We start from the raw sequence: 19,905 nt of genomic DNA, 5'->3' as shown, positions 1-19,905 counted from the left end.
ACGCCAGGCTCATGTCAGATCTGGGCCAAGTCAAGGAGGCCTCACAGGCCAGTCCCGGAATTCACGCGATAAGCCGGAAGCCGGTGCCGACAGCCCCAAATGAGCGTCGGCACCGGCGAGTTGAGATGTCCGGGGGTTTCTTCACCCCACGAGATTCTCGGCCATCTCCTCGGTCAGGCTGGCCTCGGTCCCCGGGATGCCGAGGTCCGACGCGCGCTTGTCGGCCATGGCGAGCAGCCGCCGGATCCGGCCCGCGACGGCGTCCTTGGTCAGCGGGGGGTCGGCGAGCGCGCCCAGCTCCTCCAGGGAGGCCTGCTTGTGCTCCATGCGCAGCCGTCCGGCGGCCGCGAGGTGCTCGGGGACGTCGTCGGCGAGGATCTCCAGGGCGCGGCCCACGCGGGCGCCGGCCGCGACGGCGGCACGCGCCGAGCGGCGCAGATTGGCGTCGTCGAAGTTGGCGAGCCGGTTCGCCGTGGCCCGGACCTCGCGGCGCATCCGCCGCTCCTCCCACGCCAGCACGGACTCGTGGGCGCCGAGGCGGGTCAGGAGCGCGCCGATGGCGTCCCCGTCCCGTACGACGACCCGGTCCACGCCCCGCACCTCGCGCGCCTTCGCCCCGATCGAGAGCCGGCGGGCGGCGCCGACCAGCGCGAGAGCGGCCTCGGGGCCCGGGCAGGTCACCTCCAGGGAGGACGAACGGCCGGGTTCGGTGAGCGAGCCGTGGGCCAGGAAGGCGCCGCGCCAGGCCGCCTCGGCGTCGCAGGTGGCCCCGGAGACCACCTGGGGCGGCAGACCGCGGATCGGGCGGCCCCGGCCGTCCACCAGGCCGGTCTGCCGGGCCAGCTGGTCACCGCCGGCGACCACCCGGACGACGTAACGGGAACCGCGGCGCAGACCGCCGGGGGCCATCACGATCAGTTCGGACCCGTGTCCGAAGATCTCCGCGATGTCCCGCTTGAGGCGGCGGGCCGCCATCGCGGTGTCCAGCTCCGCCTCGATCACGATGCGGCCGCTCACCAGGTGCAGCCCGCCCGCGAACCGCAGGATCGCCGAGACCTCCGCCTTTCTGCAGCAGGTCCGGGTGACGGGTAGCCGGGAGATCTCGTCCTTCACCGCTGCCGTCATCGCCATGGGCCGATCCTTCCATGCATCCGAAAAATACGGTCGTACGCGGCGGCCAACAGCTCCGGGTCATGCCGCGGAGATCCGTCGGTCCGGGCCACCGGCGCCAGCTCGACCGCGGCGCCGAACCGTTTGGCGGCGTCGGTCAGCAAGTCGCGGTCGGGCACGGCGGCCTCGTCGGCCAGCACCACGTCCAGGGCGAGTTTAGGGGCGTGTCGTGCCAAAACCTCCAAATGACGCTGCGGGGAGAAGCCATCGGTTTCTCCCGGCTGCGGGGCGAGGTTCAGCGACAGCACCAGTCGGGCCTTGGTCTCGGTGAGGGCGTCGAGCAGCTCGGGCACGAGCAGGTGCGGGATGACCGAGGAGAACCAGGAGCCGGGGCCGAGGACCACCCAGTCGGCGTCGCGGACCGCCGCCACGGCCTCGGGGACGGCGGGCGGGTCGTGCGGCACGACGTGCACGGACTGGACCTCGCCCGGGGTGAGGGCGACGGTCGCCTGCCCCCGCACGGTGTCGACGTCGTCCGGGCGGGCCGGGTCGTGCCCCTTGACCAGCGCCTGGAGCTCCAGCGGAACCGCGGACATGGGCAGCACCCGGCCCTGGGCGCCGAGCAGCCTGCCGACCAGGTCGAGGGCCTGGACGTGGTCGCCGAGCTGTTCCCACAGGGCGACGATCAGCAGATTGCCGACCGCGTGCTCGTGCAGGTCGCCCTTGGACTGGAAGCGGTGCTGGATGACGCGCGCCCAGGTCTGGCCCCAGTCGTCGTCGCCGCAGAGCGCGGCCAGCGCCTTGCGCAGATCGCCGGGCGGCAGGACGCCCAGCTCGTCACGGAGGCGTCCGCTGGAGCCGCCGTCGTCGGCCACCGTGACGACGGCGGTGAGGTCGCCGGTGATCCGGCGCAGCGCGGCGAGCGAGGCGGACAGCCCCATGCCGCCGCCGAGCGCGACGACCTTGGGCTGGGCGCCCCGGCGGCGCGGCCTGGCCCCGCGGGCCTCGGCGGGCCTGTCCGCACGGCCCTCCGGGGCGACCCGGCGCAGTCTGCTCAGCCTGCTCAGCCGGGACGAGGTGGGTCCGGTCACTCGCGCCCCATGTCCCGGTGCACGACCACGGTCTCGACGCCCTGGGAGGCGAGGCGGGCGGCGAGCTTCTCGGAGGTGGCGACCGAGCGGTGCTTGCCGCCGGTGCAGCCGACCGCGATGGTCACGTACCGCTTGCCCTCGCGGCGGTAGCCGGCGGCGATCATCTGGAGCAGCTCGGTGTAGCGGTCGAGGAACTCCTTGGCGCCGGGCTGGTTGAAGACGTACGCGGAGACCTCCTCGTTGAGGCCGGTGAACGGGCGCAGCTCCGGGACCCAGTGCGGGTTGGGCAGGAAGCGCATGTCGACGACCAGGTCGGCGTCGACCGGGAGGCCGTACTTGAAGCCGAAGGACATGACGGTCGCCCGCAGCTCGGGCTCCTCCTCGCCGGCGAACTGGGCGTCCATCTTGGCCCGCAGCTCGTGCACGTTCAGGCTGGAGGTGTCGATGACCAGGTCGGCGTCGCCGCGCAGCTCGCGCAGCAGCTCCCGCTCGGCGGCGATCCCGTCGGTGATGCGGCCGTCGCCCTGGAGGGGGTGCGGGCGGCGCACCGACTCGAAGCGGCGCACCAGGGCGTCGTCGGAGGACTCCAGGAAGACGATGCGCCGGGTGACGTGCTTGGTCTCCAGGTCGGCGAGGGAGTCGCGGAGGTTGTCGAAGAAGCGGCGGCCGCGGACGTCGACGACGACCGCGATCCGGGCCACGTTCCCCTGGGAGCGGGCGCCGAGCTCCACCATGGTGGGGATCAGCGCGGGCGGCAGGTTGTCGACGACGAACCAGCCGAGGTCCTCCAGACACTTGGCGGCCGTGGACCGTCCGGCGCCGGACATGCCGGAGATGATGACCAGCTCGGGGATGGCCGCCTCGGGGACCCCGGCTGTTTCGATGCCCGTACTCACGTGTGCTCCGTCTTCCTGTGGCGCTGGGGGCCGGGGCGTGTCGTCGCCCACCGCGCTGTGGGCCGCCCCGCGCTCCGCTGTGTGCTCGTGGTGCTGTTGTCCTGGACGCTTGGAGCGCTCCGGGGGTTCTGTGTGTTCCCGACCCGGGTTCTCTTCGTGCTCGGTCATGTCTCCTGCCCTCGCCGCCGGTCCGGGGGGCCCGCGGCCACGGGCTCCCCAGAGGGGTCCGCCGTCGTACCGGGCTCCTCTTCCTCCATGATCTCTCCGGTCGCCGTGTTCACGGCGGGTGCGGCCGGAGCCGCCTCGGCGAGGGCCACGGCGATCGTCTCGGCGGTCTTGCGCCCTATGCCGGGAACCTCGCAGATCTGCTCGATCGTCGCGGACCGCAGCTTCTTCAGCGAGCCGAAGTGCTTCAGCAGGGCCTGCTTGCGAGCCTCCCCGAGGCCGGGCACGTCGTCCAAGGGGCTCGCCCGGAATCGCTTGGAGCGTTTGGTCCGCTGATAGGTGATGGCGAAGCGGTGGGCCTCGTCGCGCACGCGCTGCAGGAGATAGAGGCCCTCGCTGGTGCGGGGCAGGACCACCGGGTCGTCCTCGCCGGGCACCCAGACCTCCTCCAGCCGCTTGGCGAGGCCGCAGACGGCGATGTCGTCGATGCCCAGTTCGTCGAGGGCCCGGCGGGCGGCGGCCACCTGCGGCTGCCCGCCGTCGACGACGACGAGCTGGGGCGGGTAGGCGAACCGCTTGGGGCGGCCGTCGTCGTCCTTGAGACCGCCCGCCGGGCCCTCGGCCCCGTCTCCGGATGCCGCGGCGTCCTCCTCGACCCACTCGCCGGTCTTCTCCTTCTCCGCGAGGTAGCGCCGGAAGCGGCGGGCGATGACCTCGTGCATGGAGCGGACGTCGTCCTGGCCCTCGCCGTGCCAGACCTGGGTGTCGCCGACGCGGCCCTTGATCTGGAAGCGGCGGTACTCGCTCTTGCGGGCCAGTCCGTCCTCGAAGACGACCATGGAGGCCACGACGTCGTCGCCCTGGAGGTGGGAGATGTCGTAGCACTCGATCCTGAGCGGGGCGCTGTCCAGGTCGAGGGCCTCGGCGATCTCCTCCAGGGCGCGGGAGCGGGTGGTGAGGTCGGAGGCGCGCTTGGTCTTGTGCAGCACGAGCGACTGCTGGGCGTTGCGCGCGACCGTCTCCATGAGCGCCTTCTTGTCCCCGCGCTGCGGGATGCGCAGGGAGACCATGGCCCCCCGGCGCTCGGTGAGCCACTCCTGCACGGGGCCCACGGGGTCGGGCAGTGCCGGGACGAGGACCTCCTTGGGCACGGAGTCGCCCGTCTCCTCGCCGTACAGCTGCTGGAGCGCGTGTTCGACGAGGTCACCGGTGGTGACGGCCTCGACCTTGTCGGTGACCCAGCCGCGCTGGCCGCGCACCCGTCCGCCGCGGACGTGGAAGATCTGGACGGCCGCCTCCAGCTCGTCCTCGGCGACGGCGATCAGGTCGGCGTCGGTCGCGTCGGCGAGCACGACCGCGTTCTTCTCCATGGCCTTCTTCAGGGCCTCGATGTCGTCCCGCAGGCGGGCGGCCCGCTCGTACTCCATCTCCTCGGCGGCGTCCGTCATCCGCTTCTCCAGACGACGGATGTACGTGCCCGTGCGCCCGGCCATGAAGTCGCTGAACTCCTCGGCCAGTTCGCGGTGGTCCTCGGCGGAGATCCGGTCGACGCAGGGGGCCGAGCACTTGCCGATGTAGCCGAGGAGACAGGGGCGGCCGGTGCGGGCCGCGTTCTTGAACACCCCGGCCGAGCAGGTGCGCACGGGGAAGACGCGCAGCAGCAGGTCGACGGTGTCCCGGATCGCCCACGCGTGCGCGTACGGCCCGAAGTACCGCACGCCCTTCTTCTTGTGACCGCGCATCACCTGCACGCGCGGGTACTGCTCGTTCATCGTGACCGCGAGGTAGGGGTAGCTCTTGTCGTCGCGGTACTTGACGTTGAACCGGGGGTCGAACTCCTTGATCCAGGAGTACTCCAGCTGAAGCGCCTCGACCTCCGTGGACACCACGGTCCACTCCACGGAGGCGGCCGTGGTGACCATCGAGCGGGTGCGCGGGTGGAGGCCGGCCAGGTCCTGGAAGTAGTTGGCCAGGCGCTGGCGCAGGCTCTTCGCCTTCCCGACGTAGATCACCCGGCGGTGCTCGTCACGGAACTTGTACACCCCGGGGGAGTCCGGGATCTGTCCCGGACTGGGGCGGTAGCTGGAGGGATCGGCCATGCTCCACACCCTACTGGCGGGGAGTGACAACCCGGGGGCCCTGTGGACAAGGGCCGATGCCCCTGGTGCTAGCGCGTCTCCAGGAACGTCAGCACGGCCAGCACCCGGCGGTGGTCGTCCGGTTCCTCGGGCAGTCTCAGCTTCCCCAGGATGCTCCGCACATGTTTCTCCACCGTCCCCTCGGTGACCCACAGCCGTCGGCCGATCCCCGCGTTGGAGCGTCCCTCGGCCATCAGGCCGAGGACCTCCCGCTCCCGGTTGCTGAGCATCGACAGCGGGTCGTCACGTCGCTGCGCGGCGACCAGCTCCTGCACCAGCGACGGGTCCACCACCGACCCGCCGCGCCGGATCCGGTCCAGCGTCTCCAGGAACTCGTCCACGACGGTGATCCGGCTCTTGAGCAGATACCCGATGCTGCGCCCGCCGGCCAGCAGCTCCAGCGCGTCCTCGACCTCGACGAACGCCGACAGCACGAGGATCCCGACCGACGGGTACCGCTCCCGGATCTCCCGCGCGGCCTTCAGCCCCTCCGTGGACTGCGTCGGCGGCATCCGGATGTCGACGATGGCGATGTCCGGAAGCTCGTTCTCCACCAGCTCCATGAGTCCCGCGGCGTCACCGGCCTGACCGGTCACCTCGTAGCCGACGCGCTCGCAGAGGCTCGCCAGGCCCTCCCGCAGCAGCACGTCGTCGTCCGCGAGCACCACTCGTCCGCGCACCGGGTGCGCATCGGCCTCCATGGTCTCGGTCTCCCCCTTGCCCGACCTGTCCCGTTCGTCCCAACAGCCTGCCTGAACACGGTCTTACGGCTAGCCGGAAGCCTAGTTGGGGGCGGGCCGTGAAGACACCTGAACGTTTGCCCGCCATGCTCGAAAAAGCGCAGCCGCGGACGGCACCGGCGACTCTGACGAGAGACGGCGAGGCATCCGCATGCCCGAGAGCCGGACGGCCGTCTCCGCCGTCCGATTCGACCGCCCGGAACGTACGCCCGTACCGAGTCCCGGACTCCCCCCTTTGAACGGGCCTCACCGCGTACGCTTCGGGCGGTCACACGCGCGTCGCGACGGCCGTCGCGGCCTCCTCGGGCGGGGTCAGCGGCAGCCGCACGCTCAGCGTCGTCCCGCCGCCGGGCGGGCTGGTGACCGTCAACCTGCCGCCGATCGCTTCCACCCGGTCGATGAGCCCGATCAGTCCCGATCCCTTGTCCGGTTCGGCTCCCCCGACGCCGTCGTCCCGGATGAGCAGCTCCAGCACGCCCGAGCGTTCCTCCGCCGCGACCGTCACCACGCTCGCGCGCGCGTGCTTGACGGCGTTGGTGAGGCTCTCGGAGGTGACGTAGTACGCGGCCACCTCGACCTGTTCCGGGAAGCGGGTGCGGGCGAACCCGAGGTCGAGCTCCACGGGGACGGCGGCGCGGCGGGCCAGGGCGCGCAGGGCGGGGCCCAGGCCGCCCTTGGAGAGGATGGACGGGTGGATGCCCCGGGCGACCTGGAGCAGGTCCTGGAAGGCGTCGTCGAGGCCCTTGGCCAGATGGTCCAGCTGCCGGGCGAGTTCCGAGGAGGGGTCGTCCACCAGGGTCTCCGTCATCCGCAGCTCCAGCTGGAGGGAGACCAGGCGCTGCTGGACGCCGTCGTGCAGATCGCGTTCGATGCGGCGCCGCGAGGCGTCCCCGGCGGCGACCACGCGCGCGCGTGAGGCGGTCAGCTGGTCGCGGCTGTCGGCGTTGGCGATCGCGGTGGCGATCAGCGCGGTGAAGTCGGCGAGCCGGGACTCGGCGCCGCCGGGCAGCGGATCGGCCAGCGACGCCGCCACGACCAGCCCCCAGATCCGGCCGTCGACGACGATGGGGGCGCCCACGGAGGTCTCCGACCGGGCCGCGCACCGGGTCCGGGCCACCTCGTCGATGGTGTGCGCGGCCGCCTCCCGGCGGGTCAGGCAGGCGGCCTCGACCTCGTCCACGCGCGCGTGCGCGATCCCGAGGACCTTGACGCCGCCGTCGGGCTCGTACCGGATGACGGCCGAGGCCGTGCCCAGCAGCGAGGCGACCTCCTCCGCCACCGTCGCGAACACCTCGGACGGCGGCACCCCGCGCGCGACCGCGGTGGCGACCCGGCGCAGCGCGGCCTGTTCGAGCGCGGCCCGACGGCTCTCGGTCACGTCGCGGGCGGCGGCGTAGATGAGGCCCTCCTCGTGGACCGCCCGGGCGCTCCACTGGAGCCAGCGTTCGGTGCCGTCGGGCCGGAGGTAGCGGTTCTCGAACTCGGCGACCTCGGCGCCGCTCGCCAGCAGCGCGACGGCCGCCCGGGTGCTCTCCCGGTCGTCCTCGTGGACGAAGTCGAGGAACGGCCGGGAGGTCAGGGTCCGGACCGGATAGCCCAGGGTGCGTTCGAAGGCCGGGTTGACGCGCTTGAAGTAGCCGTCGACGCCGCTGATGCAGAGCAGGTCCAGGGAGAGGTTGAAGATGCCCTCCAGTTCCCGTTCCGCCCGCCGGCGCCGACCGTGGGCCGCGGCGAAGGACGCCATCGTGCCGTTCATGCCGCCCAGCAGCTGGGCCCAGGTGCCGTCGAAGGAGTCGACGTCGGCGCGGTGTCCGAGCCGGCCCGCGTCGATCGCGGTGTTCATGTCCCGGATCTCGCCCGCCAGCCGCTCGCTGGTCACCCGCAGCTCGCGGAACGTGTCGGCGACGTCGCCGAGTTCGTCGCGTCCCGCGTAGCGGATGTCGTACGAGAGATCGCCGTCCGAGAGGGCGCGGGCGCCCTCGGAGACCTCGCCGAGGGGACGGGTGATCGAGCGGCACAGGGCGAGCGCGAGGAAGGTGACGAGGGCCAGGACGACGAGGCAGATCGTCAGTTCGATGAAGGTGCGGGTGCTGGTGGTGCGCAGGTCCCGGTGCGCGGTGTCGTCCAGTTGCCTGGCGGCCCGGTCGCGGATGCCGCGCAGGGCGTCGGCGTAGTCCTCGGACTCGCCGAGCCAGTCGGCGTACGAGGGCCAGTCGGCGGGCTGGGGATCGGGGTCGGCGACCAGGTCGCGGGCCGCGCGGACCGCGCGTCCTGGGGCCTGGAACCTCGCGGCGTGCAGTTCGGCCTTCAGCTCGTCCGACGCGGTCTGCTGGAACGCCCTGAGCTGGGCCTTCTCCAGTTCGGTCCAGCGGCCCGCGGCGGCGGTGGCGTGTCCGTCGCCGGGCGCGTGGAAGAGGATGGCGAGCTCCGCGCGCTCGCTCTCGGCGGCGGCGACGGCCCGCAGCATCGCGATGTGGGCGTCCGCCGCCCGGCCCGCGGCCCGGGTGGGCCGCCCGGATTCGAGGTCGGCGACGATGTCGAGCACCTTGTTCTCGATCGCCTCGTACCGCTGGGCGACGGTCGGCGCCTCCAGCGACCCGGTGCCCGTCTGGACCCTGACGGCGTGCAGCTGGCGGCGTACGGAGTCGAGGATCCCGGCGTCGTCGGACTCCGTCCGGCCGACGGTCTCCTCGAAGGCCCGGCGCAGCGCGTGGTCGGTGGTCCGCTGGGCCTCGGTCCGCTCGCGCAGGGCGTCCGGTGCGGCGCTCAGCCGGGCTTCCACCGCGGCGATCCGCTCCCGGGCGACGGCGTCGGAGACCTCGCTGATCTCGAAGGACACCTCGATCGCGGTGTCGAAGTCGCGCAGGGTGCGGGCCTCACGCCCCTGGTCGACGGCGGCGAACGCCGTGACGGCCAGCAGGACGGTGACCGGCAGCAGGACGAGCAGCGTCAGCTTGGGGCCGACGCGCAGCCGGGACAGGAACGGGACGGTGTCCACGGCCGCGGCGCGGCGGGGCGCCGGCTTCGTCGCGGGGCGCGGCGCGGGGGCCGGTCGGCTGGGCGGTGGGCGGAGCACGGCGAGGCCTCACGGACCGGTCGGGGGGTAGTGACCGTGGTCCGCCAGGTCCTTGTCGACGGCGCGCACCGCCTCGTCGAGGGCGGGCCGTACCGCCGCTCCCTTCATGATCTTCGCGAACGCCTCGGCGAAGGCGTCGGTGATCGCCGGGTAGGCGGGGGTCTGCGGCCGGGGGCGGGCGGCGCCGCCCCGCAGCTGCTCTATGTAGAGGCGCGCGGGCCCGCCCTCGGCGAACGCGTCGGTGCGTTCGACGGCGGTGCCGGTGGCGGGGATGCCGCCGTTGACGTCCGTCATCCGCAGGACTTCCTCGGGGCGCAGCAGGAAGGACAGGAAACGCCAGACCGCGTCGCCGTCGGCCGTGCCCGCGGGCACGCCCCACTGCCAGGAACCCATCCCGGTGACGCTGCCCGTGCCGAAGTCGGGCAGCGGCACGATCGCCACGTCGCCGGGGTGGGCCTCGGTGTAGCGCCCGTACCACCAGTGGCCGGTCCAGGAGACGGGGCTCCGGTCCTTCTGGAAGGCCTCGGCGTCCTTGTTCTCGTCCACGTATCCCGCCTTCACCCAGCCCTGCAGCGTCGTCAGCGCCTCGACCGTCCGCGGCCCGTTGAGCACTCCGTCGGCCGTCCGGTAGGTGGAGCGTTCGATCAGGTCGCCGCCCGCCGACCAGACGGCCGGCGCGAAGCCGTACGTCCCCCATTCCGTGCCGGCCCACTGCAGCTGGAGGTCGAGGGGCCTGTCGTAGCCCAGGGTGCGCAGTTTCTTCAGGATGCCGGTGAACTCGTCGGCGGTCCAGGCGTCGTCGACGCCCTTCGGGATGCGCACGCCCGCGTCCTTCAGCACCGACGGCCGTACGTACAGGCCGAGTCCGGAGTCGAACGTGCCGAGGCCCCACAGCCGGCCGCGGTAGGTGCCCTGTTCGAGGACGGAGGGGAGCAGGTCCGCGCGCAGGGCCTCCGGGACGCAGGAGTCGATGGGTCGGAGGTGGCCTGCCCAGGCGTGGCTGAACAGCTTCGGGGCGTCGAAGTCGAGCAGGTCGGGCAGTTCCCCGTCGGCGGCGGCCGCGCGGACCAGGTCCTCGTAGTCGCCCTCCGGGACGTCGACCAGACGGACCGTCACCTCGTCCTGGGCGGTGTTGAACGCCTCGACCTGGGCGCGTACGGCCGCCAGTTCACCGCGCGCGGAGGGTTCGTGGAACCACATCGTGATCTGCGCGGGGGCGTCGATCCGCCCGTCGCAGGTCGCGTCGGCGGCCCGCCGGGGCCGCTCGCCGTCGTCCCCGCCCGCTTCGCAGCCCCCGAGCAGCAGGGTCATGCAGAGCACGAGCGCCGCCCGGGCACGACGGGACGTCCGCCGGGCGCGGAGGCGTCCGGTCGTCCGAGGAGTGCTCCGCGGGGGCCGGGCGGCGCGGGTCACGGACCGCTCTTCGGGTAACCGTCGTGGGCGGCGAGATCCTGGTCGATGGCCTCGACCGCGTCGTCCAGCGTCTTCTCGACGGGTGCTCCGGAGAAGACGATGTCGGCGACGGCGTGCGAGAAGGCGACGGTGACCGCCGGGTACGCCGGGGTCTGCGGCCTGGGCCGGGCGACACCGCCGCGCAGCTGCTCGATGAACAGCCGCTCCGCGCCGTCCTCGTCGTACAGCGGGGAGAGCTCCACGGCTCCCTCGGTGCCGGGGATCGCGCCGTTGGCCTCGCTCATCCTGGCCACCTGCCCGGGTCGCAGCAGGTACTCCAGGAAGCGCCACACCGCGTCGCCGTCGGCGTCCCCGGAGGGGATGCCCCACTGCCAGGAGCCCATGCCGGTGACGGTGCCCGTGCCGAAGTCGGGCAGCGGCACGATCGCCACGTCGCCGGGGTGCGCCTCGCTGAACTCCCCGTACTTCCAGTGCCCCATCCAGGAGATGGGTGTGCGGCCCTTCACGAAGGCGCTCTTGTCCTTCTTCCGGTCCCTGTCGACGTAGCCCTCCTCCACCCAGCGCTGCATGGTGGTGAGCGCCTCGACGGACTCGGGGCTATTGAGGAACCCGTGGGCCGTGCGGAACTCCACGGGGTCGATGAGGTCGCCGCCGGCGGACCACACGGCCGGCGCGAAGGCGTAGGTGTTCCACTCGTCGGCGGTCTGGGAGTCGATGAAGTTCAGGTCGAGCGGTGCCTCGTAGCCCGCCTCGCGCAGGGTGCGCAGGATCCCGGTCAGCTCGTCGGCGGTCCAGGCGTCGTCGACGCCCTTCGGGATGCGTACGCCCGCGTCCTTCAGCACCGACGGCCGTACGTACAGGCCGAGTCCGGAGTCGAACGTGCCGACCCCCCACAGCCGGCCGTCGTACGTGCCCTGTTGCCGGACGGAGGGCAGCAGGTCCTTCCTGGTCCTCTCGGGAACGCAGGAGTCGATCGGCCTGAGCGTGCCGGACCAGGCGTAGCTGTAGAGGTTCGGGCCGTCGAAGTCGAGCAGGTCCGGCAGATCGCCGCTGGCCGCCGCGGACAGCACCAGCTCGGTGTACGGGCGCTGCTCGGGCAGGGTGACCAGTTCGACCTGTACCTGCTCCTGGGCTCTGTTGAACTCCTCGACCTGGCGCTCGAGCGTGGTCTGCTCGCCGCTCTGGCCCGCGTGGAACCACATCGTGATGTGGGCGGTTCCGTCGATCCTGCCGTCGCAGGTCGTGTCGCCCGCCGCCTTGTTCTCCTCGTCCACCCGGCCGTCGCCGTCGCCGGCGCCGCATCCGGCCAGGAGCAGCGCGACAGCCGCCACGCCCGACATCAGGGCACGGCGGACAGGACGTTTTCCGAGGTCCCGGCATTGCGTGTTCATCGCACACCCCCCACTCGACCGGACGGCACGGCCCCCAGGGCGACGACATGCTACTCCTCGTGTCGCACGCGATTCCCTGAGTGAGAGCGAACCCCTCGATCCGGCACGGGACTTCAGCACATTCCCGCTGACGGGTGTCCGGCGGCGACGACACTTTCCGGCTAGCCGGAATGTATGCCCCTGACCCCCTTGGGAGGCTGAGCCCATGTCCATGCGCTGTCTCATCGTCGATGACAGTGCCCGGTTCCTGGAGGCCGCCCGTACGCTGCTGGAGCACGACGGCGTGCACGTCGTCGGTGTGGCGTCCACGGGCGCCGAGGCGCTGGCACGGGCCGGGGAACTGGCCCCGGATCTGGTCCTGCTGGACATCGACCTCGCCGGCGAGAGCGGACTGGAGCTCGCGCCGAGGCTCGCGCGCACGGCTGCCCCCGTCATCGTGCTGATCTCCACGCACGCGCCGGACGACGTCCAGGAACTCGTGGCCGCCACTCCCGCCCGGGGTTTTCTGCACAAGTCGAAACTCTCGGGACAGGCTTTGCGGGCCCTGTCGGGGCCCGATCGCGGGGCGTCGGAGCATTGAGGAACCCGGCGACGGTGTCCGGCCATGTCACGCGGCAGGTGTTGTCGGGACCTGACCGACACGCTTCAATGCGGAGGAACTCGGAGCGAGGAACGCGGTCGTACGGATGTGAAGACGGATGGCCGCCCAGGGTTCCTGGAGCCCCGAGCATCCGCCGGGCGCCCGATCGGCACGCGCGGTCCCGAGCACGCGTCGCGCACTCGTCATCGTCTACGGAAAGGTCCCTGCATGCGGCACGCCACAGAGCACGCGGACGTCGCGGCGGTCACGGACGTCGCAGCCGTCGCGGACGTCGCCACGGCGGAGCTGGAGTCGGTCCTGCGGGGCGGCCCCTTCCATGTCGCCCTGCGCGCCGCGATCGCCGCCCGCGGGCTGCCGCTGCAGCGCGTGCAGCACCATCTGACGCGCCACGGGGTCAAGGTCGGTGTCACCAGCCTCAGTTACTGGCAGCAGGGCGCCCGGCGTCCGCAGCGTCCCGAGTCGCTGCGAGCGGTGCGGGCCCTTGAGGAGATCCTGCAACTGCCGGACGAGTCGCTGATCCGGCTGCTCGCGCGGGCCGACGAGCAGTCCGGTCCGCAGCGCCCCGCCGGCCGCTCGTACCGCTCCGTCGTGGAGGCCTCCGGCGTCCTGCGGCGGCTCCTCGCCGAGCTGGACGTGCCGCTCGACGGCGGGGTGCACTCCGTCGGCCACCACGAGCGCGTCCGGATCGGGGCCCGTCGCGAGCTGCTCGGCCGCGAGTCCCAGCAGATCGTGCGCGCCCACAGGGACGGGGTGGACCGCTATGTGGCCGTCCACCACGGCGATCCGGGCTGCGCGCCGGAGCGGACGGCCGTCCGTGCCCTGGAGAACTGCCGCAGCGGGCGCGTGCGCTGGGACCGGGACACCGGTGTCCTGGTCGCCGAGCTGCTCTTCGACACGCGGCTGCGCAGCGGCGACACCCACCTCTTCCGCTACGGCTTCGACGACGGCACGGGCGGTGTCTGCACCGAGTACGTCCGCGCCTTCCGCTCCACCGGCGGCCAGTACGCCCTCCAGGTCCGCTTCGACGAACGTGCCCTGCCCCTGCGCTGCCACCGCTTCAGCCAGCACTCCGCCGCGGCCCCGCGCGGCGGCCGGCAGACCCTCGCCCTGAGCGGCCTGCACCGCACGGTGCACCTCGTCGAACCCCGGGTGCGGACGGGGATCGTGGGGATCGACTGGGAGTGGGAGTGAGCGGCCGGGCCGGGGTCTGAGCCGCCGGGGTCTGAGCTGCCGGGGAGCACGGCCGGCGGCGGGGTCGGCTCCGGGGCGGGCGCCCGTCGCGGGGCGCACGCCTCTGCGGTACGTTCCGGGCCGAGAGCCCCCAGAAAGGATCCGTCCCGTGATCGTCGTCGCCGGTGAAGCCCTGATCGACCTCGTGCCGCAGGGTGCGGGCGCGCTCGTGGATCTGCGGCCGGCTCGCGGCGGCGGCCCCTACAACACGGCGGTGGCGCTCGGCCGTCTCGGCTCCCCCACCGCCTTCTGCTCCCGGGTGTCGTACGACGTCTACGGGGAGGCCCTGCTGACCGGTCTGCGCGAGGCCGGGGTGGACGTGGCCGCCGTGCAGCGGGGCTCCGAGCCCACGACCCTCGCCCTGGCCTCGATCGGCACGGACGGCTCGGCCCGGTACTCCTTCTACGTCGAGGGCAGCGCCGACCGCCTGTTCGAGACGCCCGGCCGGCTTCCGGAGGGCACCCGGGCCGTCTCCTTCGGCACCTGCTCGCTGGTCCTGGAGCCCGGTGCGAGCGCGTACGAGAAACTGCTGCACACGACCGCCGCCCAGGGGGTGTTCACCGCCCTCGACCCCAATGTCCGGCCGGGTCTGATCCCGGACGCGGACGTCTATCGGGCGCGTTTTTGGAGCTGGTTGCCCTCGGTGTCGCTGCTCAAGCTCTCCGAGGAGGACGCGCGGTGGCTGGGCGGCACCCCGCGTCTGTGGCTGGACTCCGGTCCGGCCGCCGTCGTCGTCACCCACGGCGGCGACGGGCTGACCGTCCACACCCGGGTCGGCGGGGAGCACTCCGTACCGGGCGAGAAGGTCGACGTCGTCGACACCATCGGCGCCGGTGACACCGTCAACGCGGCCCTCCTGCACGCCCTGGCGGCCCGGGACGCGCTCTCCGACGCGGCCCTCGCCGCCCTGGGCGCCGAGGACTGGACCCGGCTGCTGCGCTTCGCGGCCCGCGCGGCGGCGATCACCTGCTCCCGCGCGGGCGCGGAACCCCCGTACGCGGCGGAGGTGGGCGAGCCGCCCCACTCCCCCGCGGTACGGGAAGGCTGAACGCGAGGTCCGCCCTCGCCGAGCCGGTGCGGCCGGCGAGTGAACGGGCGGCGGCCCGTGGGGAGGTTCCCACGGGCCGCCGTGTTCTTCCAGGTGCGACAGCGCTCGCCGCGCGGACGCCTCAGGCCTTGGGCGCCCGCGTGGTCTTCTTCGCGGGAGCGGCCTTCTTCGCGGTCGAGGCGGCCTTCTTGGCGGCCGTGGTCCCGGCTGCGGTGGTCCTGCCCGTCGCGGTCTTGGCCGCCGACGTCTTGGCCGCCGTGGTGGTCCGGGCCGTCGCCGTCTTCCGAGCGGTCGAGCCGGCGGCGACGGTCTTCTTCGCCGCGGTCCTGCGCGGGGCCTTCACCGGGGCCGCGTCGCTGATCCGGTCGGCGCCGAGGATCTCCCGCAGGAACTTGCCCGTGTGGCTGGCCGGAACCCCGGCGACCTGCTCGGGCGTGCCCTCCGCGATGACGAGGCCACCGCCGGCGCCGCCCTCGGGCCCCATGTCCACGACCCAGTCGGCGGTCTTGATGACGTCGAGGTTGTGCTCGATGACGATGACCGTGTTGCCCTTGTCGACCAGGCCGGAGAGCACCTTGAGGAGCTTGCTGATGTCCTCGAAGTGCAGACCGGTGGTCGGCTCGTCCAGGACGTAGACCGTGCGGCCGGTGGAGCGCTTCTGCAGCTCGCTGGCGAGCTTCACGCGCTGTGCCTCGCCGCCGGACAGGGTGGTCGCGGCCTGGCCGAGCCGGACGTAGCCGAGGCCGACGTCCTTGAGCGTCCTGAGGTGGCGGGCGATCGCGGGGACGGCCTCGAAGAAGTCGGTCGCCTCCTCGATCGGCATGTTCAGCACGTCGGCGATGGACTTGCCCTTGTAGTGGACCTCCAGGGTCTCCCGGTTGTACCGGGCGCCGTGGCAGACCTCGCACGGGACGTAGACGTCCGGGAGGAAGTTCATCTCGATCTTGATGGTGCCGTCGCCCGCGCAGTTCTCGCAGCGGCCGCCCTTGACGTTGAACGAGAAGCGGCCGGGCAGATAGCCGCGGACCTTCGCCTCGGTGGTCTCGGCGAACAGCTTGCGGACGTGGTCGAAGACGCCGGTGTACGTCGCCGGGTTGGACCGGGGCGTCCGGCCGATCGGCGACTGGTCGACGTGCACGACCTTGTCGACGAGGTCGTCGCCGTCCACGCGCGTGTGCCGTCCCGGGACGCCCCTGGCGCCGTTCAGCTCGCGGGCCAGGTGCGTGTACAGGATGTCGTTGACCAGCGTCGACTTGCCGGATCCGGAGACGCCGGTGACCGCCGTGAAGACACCCAGGGGGAACGCGACGTCGATGTCCTGGAGGTTGTTCTCGCGGGCGCCGTGCACCGTGAGCTGCCGGGTCGGGTCGAGCGGGCGGCGGATGTCGGGCAGCGGGATGGCCTTGCGGCCCGAGAGGTACTGCCCGGTCTGCGACTCGGTGTTGCCGAGCAGCTCCTTCAGCGAGCCGCTGTGCACGACCTTGCCGCCGTGCTCGCCGGCGCCGGGGCCGATGTCGACGATCCAGTCGGCCATCTTGATGGTGTCCTCGTCGTGCTCGACGACGATGAGCGTGTTGCCCATGTCGCGCAGCCGGACCAGGGTCTCGATGAGCCGGTGGTTGTCGCGCTGGTGCAGACCGATGGAGGGCTCGTCGAGGACGTAGAGCACGCCGACGAGGCCGGAGCCGATCTGGGTGGCCAGGCGGATGCGCTGGGCCTCGCCGCCGGAGAGCGTGCCGGCCGCGCGGTTCAGCGAGAGGTAGTCCAGGCCGACGTCGACCAGGAACCGCAGCCGTTCGTTGACCTCCTTCAGCACCCGCTCGGCGATCTTCTTGTCGCGGGCGCTCAGCTTCAGCTCGCCCAGGAAGTCCGCGCAGTCGCTGATCGACATGGCGGAGACCTCGGCGATGGACTTCTCCATGATCGTGACCGCGAGGACGATCGGCTTCAGGCGCGTGCCCTCACAGGTGGGGCAGGGCACCTCGCGCATATAGCCCTCGAAGCGCTCACGGCTGGCGTCGCTCTCGGCCTCGCTGTGCCGCCGCTTCACGAAGGGGACGGCGCCCTCGAAGGCCGTCGTGTACACCCGCTCGCGGCCGTACCGGTTGCGGTAGCGGACCTCGATCTGGGTCTTGTGGCCCTGCAGCAGGGCCTTCTTCGCGCGCTGCGGGAGACCGGCGAAGGGGATGTCGGTCCGGAAGCCCAGGGCGTCCGCGAGGGCTCCGACGAGGCGGCCGAAGTAGTCCTTGGTGTGGCCGTGCGACCAGGGGTGGATGGCGCCCTCGTCGAGCGACTTGTCCTCGTCGGGGACGATCAGCTCGGGGTCGACCTCCATGCGCGTACCGATGCCGGAGCAGTCGGGGCAGGCGCCGAAGGGCGAGTTGAAGGAGAAGGAGCGGGGCTCCAGCTCCTCGAAGGACAGGTCGTCGTACGGGCAGTACAGGTGCTCCGAGAACATGCGCTCGCGCTCGGGGTCGTCCTCGGGGAGGTCGACGAAGTCGAGCACGACCATGCCGCCGGAGAGACCGAGGGCGGTCTCCACGGAGTCGGTGAGGCGGCGCTTGGCGGTGTCCTTCACCGTGAGGCGGTCGACGACCACCTCGATGGTGTGCTTCTCCTGCTTCTTCAGGGTGGGCGGGCTGGAGAGCTGGACGGTCTCGCCGTCCACCCGGGCACGGCTGTACCCCTTGGTCTGGAGGTCGGCGAAGAGGTCGACGAACTCGCCCTTGCGCTCCCGCACGAGCGGGGACAGCACCTGGAAGCGGCTGCCCTCCGGCAGCTCCAGCACCCGGTCGACGATCGCCTGCGGCGACTGGCGGGAGATCGGGCGGCTGCACTGCGGACAGTGCGGCTTGCCGATGCGCGCGAAGAGCAGGCGCAGATAGTCGTAGACCTCGGTGATGGTGCCGACCGTCGAGCGCGGGTTGCGCGAGGTCGACTTCTGGTCGATGGAGACCGCCGGGGACAGACCCTCGATGAAGTCGACGTCCGGCTTGTCCATCTGCCCGAGGAACTGGCGGGCGTAGGAGGAGAGCGACTCGACGTACCGGCGCTGCCCCTCGGCGAAGATCGTGTCGAAGGCCAGCGAGGACTTGCCCGACCCCGACAGGCCCGTGAAGACGATGAGCGAGTCGCGTGGCAGGTCGAGCGAGACGTTCTTCAGGTTGTGCTCGCGCGCGCCACGGACGATGAGACGGTCGGCCACGCCGGTCCGCACCTTTCTTGAGTGAATGACAGGGGCCAGAGCCCCCGTCTTCCACAGACTAGGGGGAGCCACTGACAGCGCCGGTTCTGTTTCCCCGTTCCGACAACAAACCCGGGCCTTCCAGCATGCCCGACGCCACGACCGACCATATAGCACGTGCATTCGATTTACGGCGCTGGTCGGCCACCTTCACCCGAAGGTGTGGCCGGGGCTAGGGTCGGCGCCATGATGGATCACGCGCGTGACCTGGCCTCTGTGTGTGAAGCGACGGACCGGCTACTCAGCGCGGTCGCCGCCCTGGACAACGCGGCTGTGACCGAGCCGTCACGGCTGCCCGGCTGGACCCGTGGTCATGTCCTCGCCCACCTCGCCCGCAACGCGGACGCCCTCGTGAACGTCCTCGAAGGGCGTCCCATGTACGTCTCCGGCGACGCCCGGGACGCCGACATCGAGCGGGACGCGCCGCGACCGCTGAAGGCCCAGCTCGCCGACGTACGCGACAGCGCGCACCGCTTCCAGGACGCCGCGTCGGTGTCCCAGGACTGGTCCCGCACGGTCGAGCTGCGGGGCGGGGTCCTCGACACCGCGGCCCGGCTGCCGTTCCGGCGGTGGATCGAGGTGGAGCTGCATCACGTGGATCTGGGGATCGGGTACGAGCTGGAGGCTCTGCCGGAGGAGTTCACGGAGCGGGAGATCGACTTCCTCGCCGACCGGTTCGCCGGACATCCGGCGGTGCCGCACACCCGCCTCACGGACGGCACGCGCGCGTGGACCACCGGTAGCACCGCTTCCGGATCGGGAGTGACGGTGACCGGTGCCGCGGCGGCCCTCGTCGGCTGGCTCGCCGGCCGCCGCGACGGCGCCGACCTGCGCGTCGAAGGAGGCGCGCTCCCCCCACTGCCCCCGCTATAGGCTGCCCTCATGACGTACAGCGGAGCGGTGAAGGTCGGCGGTCCTGCGGATGTGCACGAGCTGCCGGACCTGATGATCTCCAAGGTCGCGGTGGGCCCGATGGACAACAACGCGTATCTGCTGCGCTGCCGGGCCACCGACGAGCAGCTGCTGATCGACGCCGCGAACGACGCCCGCACCCTGCTCACCCTGATCGGTGACGACGGGATCGCGTCCGTCGTCACCACGCACCAGCACGGCGACCACTGGCAGGCGCTCGCCGAGGTCGTGGCGGCCACCGGCGCCCGTACGTACGCCGGCCGGGACGACGTCGAGGGCATCCCGGTGCCGACCGACGTGCCCGTCGGCGACGGGGACACGATCCGGGTGGGGCGCGTGCAGCTCACCGCGCGCCACCTGGTGGGTCACACGCCGGGTTCGATCGCCCTGGTCTACGACGACCCGCACGGGCATCCGCACGTCTTCACAGGCGACTGCCTCTTCCCGGGCGGCGTCGGCAACACCCGCAAGGACCCCGAGGCGTTCGCCAGCCTGATCCACGACGTCGAGACCAAGATCTTCGACGTGCTGCCCGACGAGACCTGGGTCTACCCGGGCCACGGCAACGACACGACGCTCGGCGCGGAGCGCCCGCACCTGCCGGAGTGGCGCGCGCGGGGCTGGTGAACTCCCGTGTGCCGTAGGGCAGTTGGCGGAAAGCCCGGACGGGCGCGCGACCGCTCCCGCACGCGCCCCGTGTGAATCGAACGCACACGCCGGTGTCCCGCGCGCGCTCCCGGCGTACGCCGTGGCGTAGTCCACTGGAAGCAGGTCCGCACGGGATGACGGCTCCCGCGCGGATGGGCCGCCGGCCTCACCGACCCCGCCCTCGGCCGGCGGCCCCGCCCTC

At 72.2% G+C, this 19,905-nt stretch carries 14 protein-coding genes; 5 read left to right on the top strand and 9 right to left on the bottom strand.

The genetic code is table 11. The annotated features are described in order from the left end of the window. Positions 1–141: 141 nt before the first annotated feature. The 8 genes from whiA to ACZ52C_RS03670 form a co-directional block, all read right to left on the bottom strand. A complete protein-coding gene (gene whiA / locus ACZ52C_RS03705; protein WP_033526623.1) occupies positions 142–1,131 on the bottom strand; it encodes a DNA-binding protein WhiA in 990 nt (329 codons plus the stop codon). Continuing rightward, positions 1,122–2,201, bottom strand: a complete 1,080-nt coding sequence (locus ACZ52C_RS03700) for a gluconeogenesis factor YvcK family protein (protein ID WP_086784007.1) — start codon at positions 2,199–2,201, stop codon at positions 1,122–1,124. Before ACZ52C_RS03700 ends, whiA begins: the two co-directional genes overlap by 10 nt. Continuing rightward, entirely contained in the window at positions 2,198–3,265 is a 1,068-nt protein-coding gene (gene rapZ, locus ACZ52C_RS03695) for an RNase adapter RapZ (protein ID WP_469073220.1), read from the bottom strand. The genes ACZ52C_RS03700 and rapZ overlap by 4 nt, the downstream gene beginning before the upstream one ends. After that, the gene (gene uvrC, locus ACZ52C_RS03690; RefSeq protein WP_469073219.1) at positions 3,262–5,361 is read right to left on the bottom strand and encodes an excinuclease ABC subunit UvrC; all 2,100 of its coding nucleotides are present in this window, start codon (positions 5,359–5,361) and stop codon (positions 3,262–3,264) included. Before uvrC ends, rapZ begins: the two co-directional genes overlap by 4 nt. Positions 5,362–5,429: 68 nt before the next feature. Next, positions 5,430–6,101 (bottom strand): response regulator transcription factor, encoded by a 672-nt coding sequence (locus ACZ52C_RS03685; RefSeq protein ID WP_469073218.1) that lies wholly within the window; start codon positions 6,099–6,101, stop codon positions 5,430–5,432. Positions 6,102–6,408: 307 nt separating this feature from the next. Then, positions 6,409–9,138 carry a PAS domain S-box protein gene (locus ACZ52C_RS03680; protein ID WP_469073217.1) on the bottom strand — a complete coding sequence of 910 codons (2,730 nt, stop codon included), beginning with the start codon at positions 9,136–9,138 and terminating at the stop codon, positions 6,409–6,411. An 87-nt stretch (positions 9,139–9,225) separates the two neighbouring features. Next, positions 9,226–10,527 (bottom strand): ABC transporter substrate-binding protein, encoded by a 1,302-nt coding sequence (locus tag ACZ52C_RS03675; protein ID WP_469073216.1) that lies wholly within the window; start codon positions 10,525–10,527, stop codon positions 9,226–9,228. A 98-nt stretch (positions 10,528–10,625) separates the two neighbouring features. After that, positions 10,626–12,020 carry an ABC transporter substrate-binding protein gene (locus ACZ52C_RS03670; RefSeq protein WP_469073215.1) on the bottom strand — a complete coding sequence of 465 codons (1,395 nt, stop codon included), beginning with the start codon at positions 12,018–12,020 and terminating at the stop codon, positions 10,626–10,628. 205 nt (positions 12,021–12,225) lie between these two features. On the opposite strand from ACZ52C_RS03670, the gene ACZ52C_RS03665 reads away from it, so the two are divergent. The 3 genes from ACZ52C_RS03665 (at position 12,226) to ACZ52C_RS03655 (ending at position 14,899) form a co-directional block, all read left to right on the top strand. Continuing rightward, the gene (locus ACZ52C_RS03665; RefSeq protein WP_469073214.1) at positions 12,226–12,600 is read left to right on the top strand and encodes a response regulator; all 375 of its coding nucleotides are present in this window, start codon (positions 12,226–12,228) and stop codon (positions 12,598–12,600) included. 228 nt (positions 12,601–12,828) lie between these two features. Beyond that, the gene (locus tag ACZ52C_RS03660) at positions 12,829–13,812 is read left to right on the top strand and encodes a hypothetical protein (RefSeq protein ID WP_469073213.1); all 984 of its coding nucleotides are present in this window, start codon (positions 12,829–12,831) and stop codon (positions 13,810–13,812) included. A 148-nt stretch (positions 13,813–13,960) separates the two neighbouring features. After that, on the top strand, positions 13,961–14,899 hold the full coding sequence (locus tag ACZ52C_RS03655; RefSeq protein ID WP_469073212.1) for a carbohydrate kinase family protein: 939 nt from the start codon (positions 13,961–13,963) through the stop codon (positions 14,897–14,899). Between the two features lie 121 nt (positions 14,900–15,020). Here the strand turns inward: ACZ52C_RS03655 and uvrA are convergent, their stop codons facing one another. Further along, on the bottom strand, positions 15,021–18,104 hold the full coding sequence (gene uvrA / locus ACZ52C_RS03650; protein ID WP_469073211.1) for an excinuclease ABC subunit UvrA: 3,084 nt from the start codon (positions 18,102–18,104) through the stop codon (positions 15,021–15,023). Between the two features lie 225 nt (positions 18,105–18,329). Between uvrA and ACZ52C_RS03645 the strand changes: the two genes are divergently transcribed. Together ACZ52C_RS03645 and ACZ52C_RS03640 are read left to right on the top strand one after the other, a co-directional pair. Beyond that, complete coding sequence (locus ACZ52C_RS03645) at positions 18,330–19,016, top strand: maleylpyruvate isomerase family mycothiol-dependent enzyme (RefSeq protein ID WP_469073210.1); 687 nt, start codon at positions 18,330–18,332, stop codon at positions 19,014–19,016. Between the two features lie 9 nt (positions 19,017–19,025). Further along, positions 19,026–19,682: an MBL fold metallo-hydrolase gene (locus ACZ52C_RS03640; protein WP_469073209.1), complete on the top strand. Its 657-nt coding sequence runs from the start codon at positions 19,026–19,028 to the stop codon at positions 19,680–19,682. Positions 19,683–19,905 lie beyond the last annotated feature (223 nt).

Source organism: Streptomyces sp. NPDC034049 (assembly GCF_055575575.1).
The sequence above is the reverse complement of the archived record's forward strand: the minus strand, read 5'-3'. Positions and strand labels throughout refer to the sequence as shown.

Excerpts from the sequence above, each read along its gene's own strand:
- whiA (WP_033526623.1), bottom strand. The coding sequence starts at position 1,131 with ATGGCGATGACGGCAGCGGTGAAGGACGAGATCTCCCGGCTACCCGTC.
- rapZ (WP_469073220.1), bottom strand. The coding sequence starts at position 3,265 with ATGACCGAGCACGAAGAGAACCCGGGTCGGGAACACACAGAACCCCCG.
- uvrC (WP_469073219.1), bottom strand. The coding sequence starts at position 5,361 with ATGGCCGATCCCTCCAGCTACCGCCCCAGTCCGGGACAGATCCCGGAC.
- ACZ52C_RS03685 (WP_469073218.1), bottom strand. The coding sequence starts at position 6,101 with ATGGAGGCCGATGCGCACCCGGTGCGCGGACGAGTGGTGCTCGCGGAC.
- ACZ52C_RS03675 (WP_469073216.1), bottom strand. The coding sequence starts at position 10,527 with ATGACCCTGCTGCTCGGGGGCTGCGAAGCGGGCGGGGACGACGGCGAG.
- ACZ52C_RS03670 (WP_469073215.1), bottom strand. The coding sequence starts at position 12,020 with ATGAACACGCAATGCCGGGACCTCGGAAAACGTCCTGTCCGCCGTGCC.
- ACZ52C_RS03665 (WP_469073214.1), top strand. The coding sequence starts at position 12,226 with ATGTCCATGCGCTGTCTCATCGTCGATGACAGTGCCCGGTTCCTGGAG.
- ACZ52C_RS03660 (WP_469073213.1), top strand. The coding sequence starts at position 12,829 with ATGCGGCACGCCACAGAGCACGCGGACGTCGCGGCGGTCACGGACGTC.
- ACZ52C_RS03645 (WP_469073210.1), top strand. The coding sequence starts at position 18,330 with ATGATGGATCACGCGCGTGACCTGGCCTCTGTGTGTGAAGCGACGGAC.
- ACZ52C_RS03640 (WP_469073209.1), top strand. The coding sequence starts at position 19,026 with ATGACGTACAGCGGAGCGGTGAAGGTCGGCGGTCCTGCGGATGTGCAC.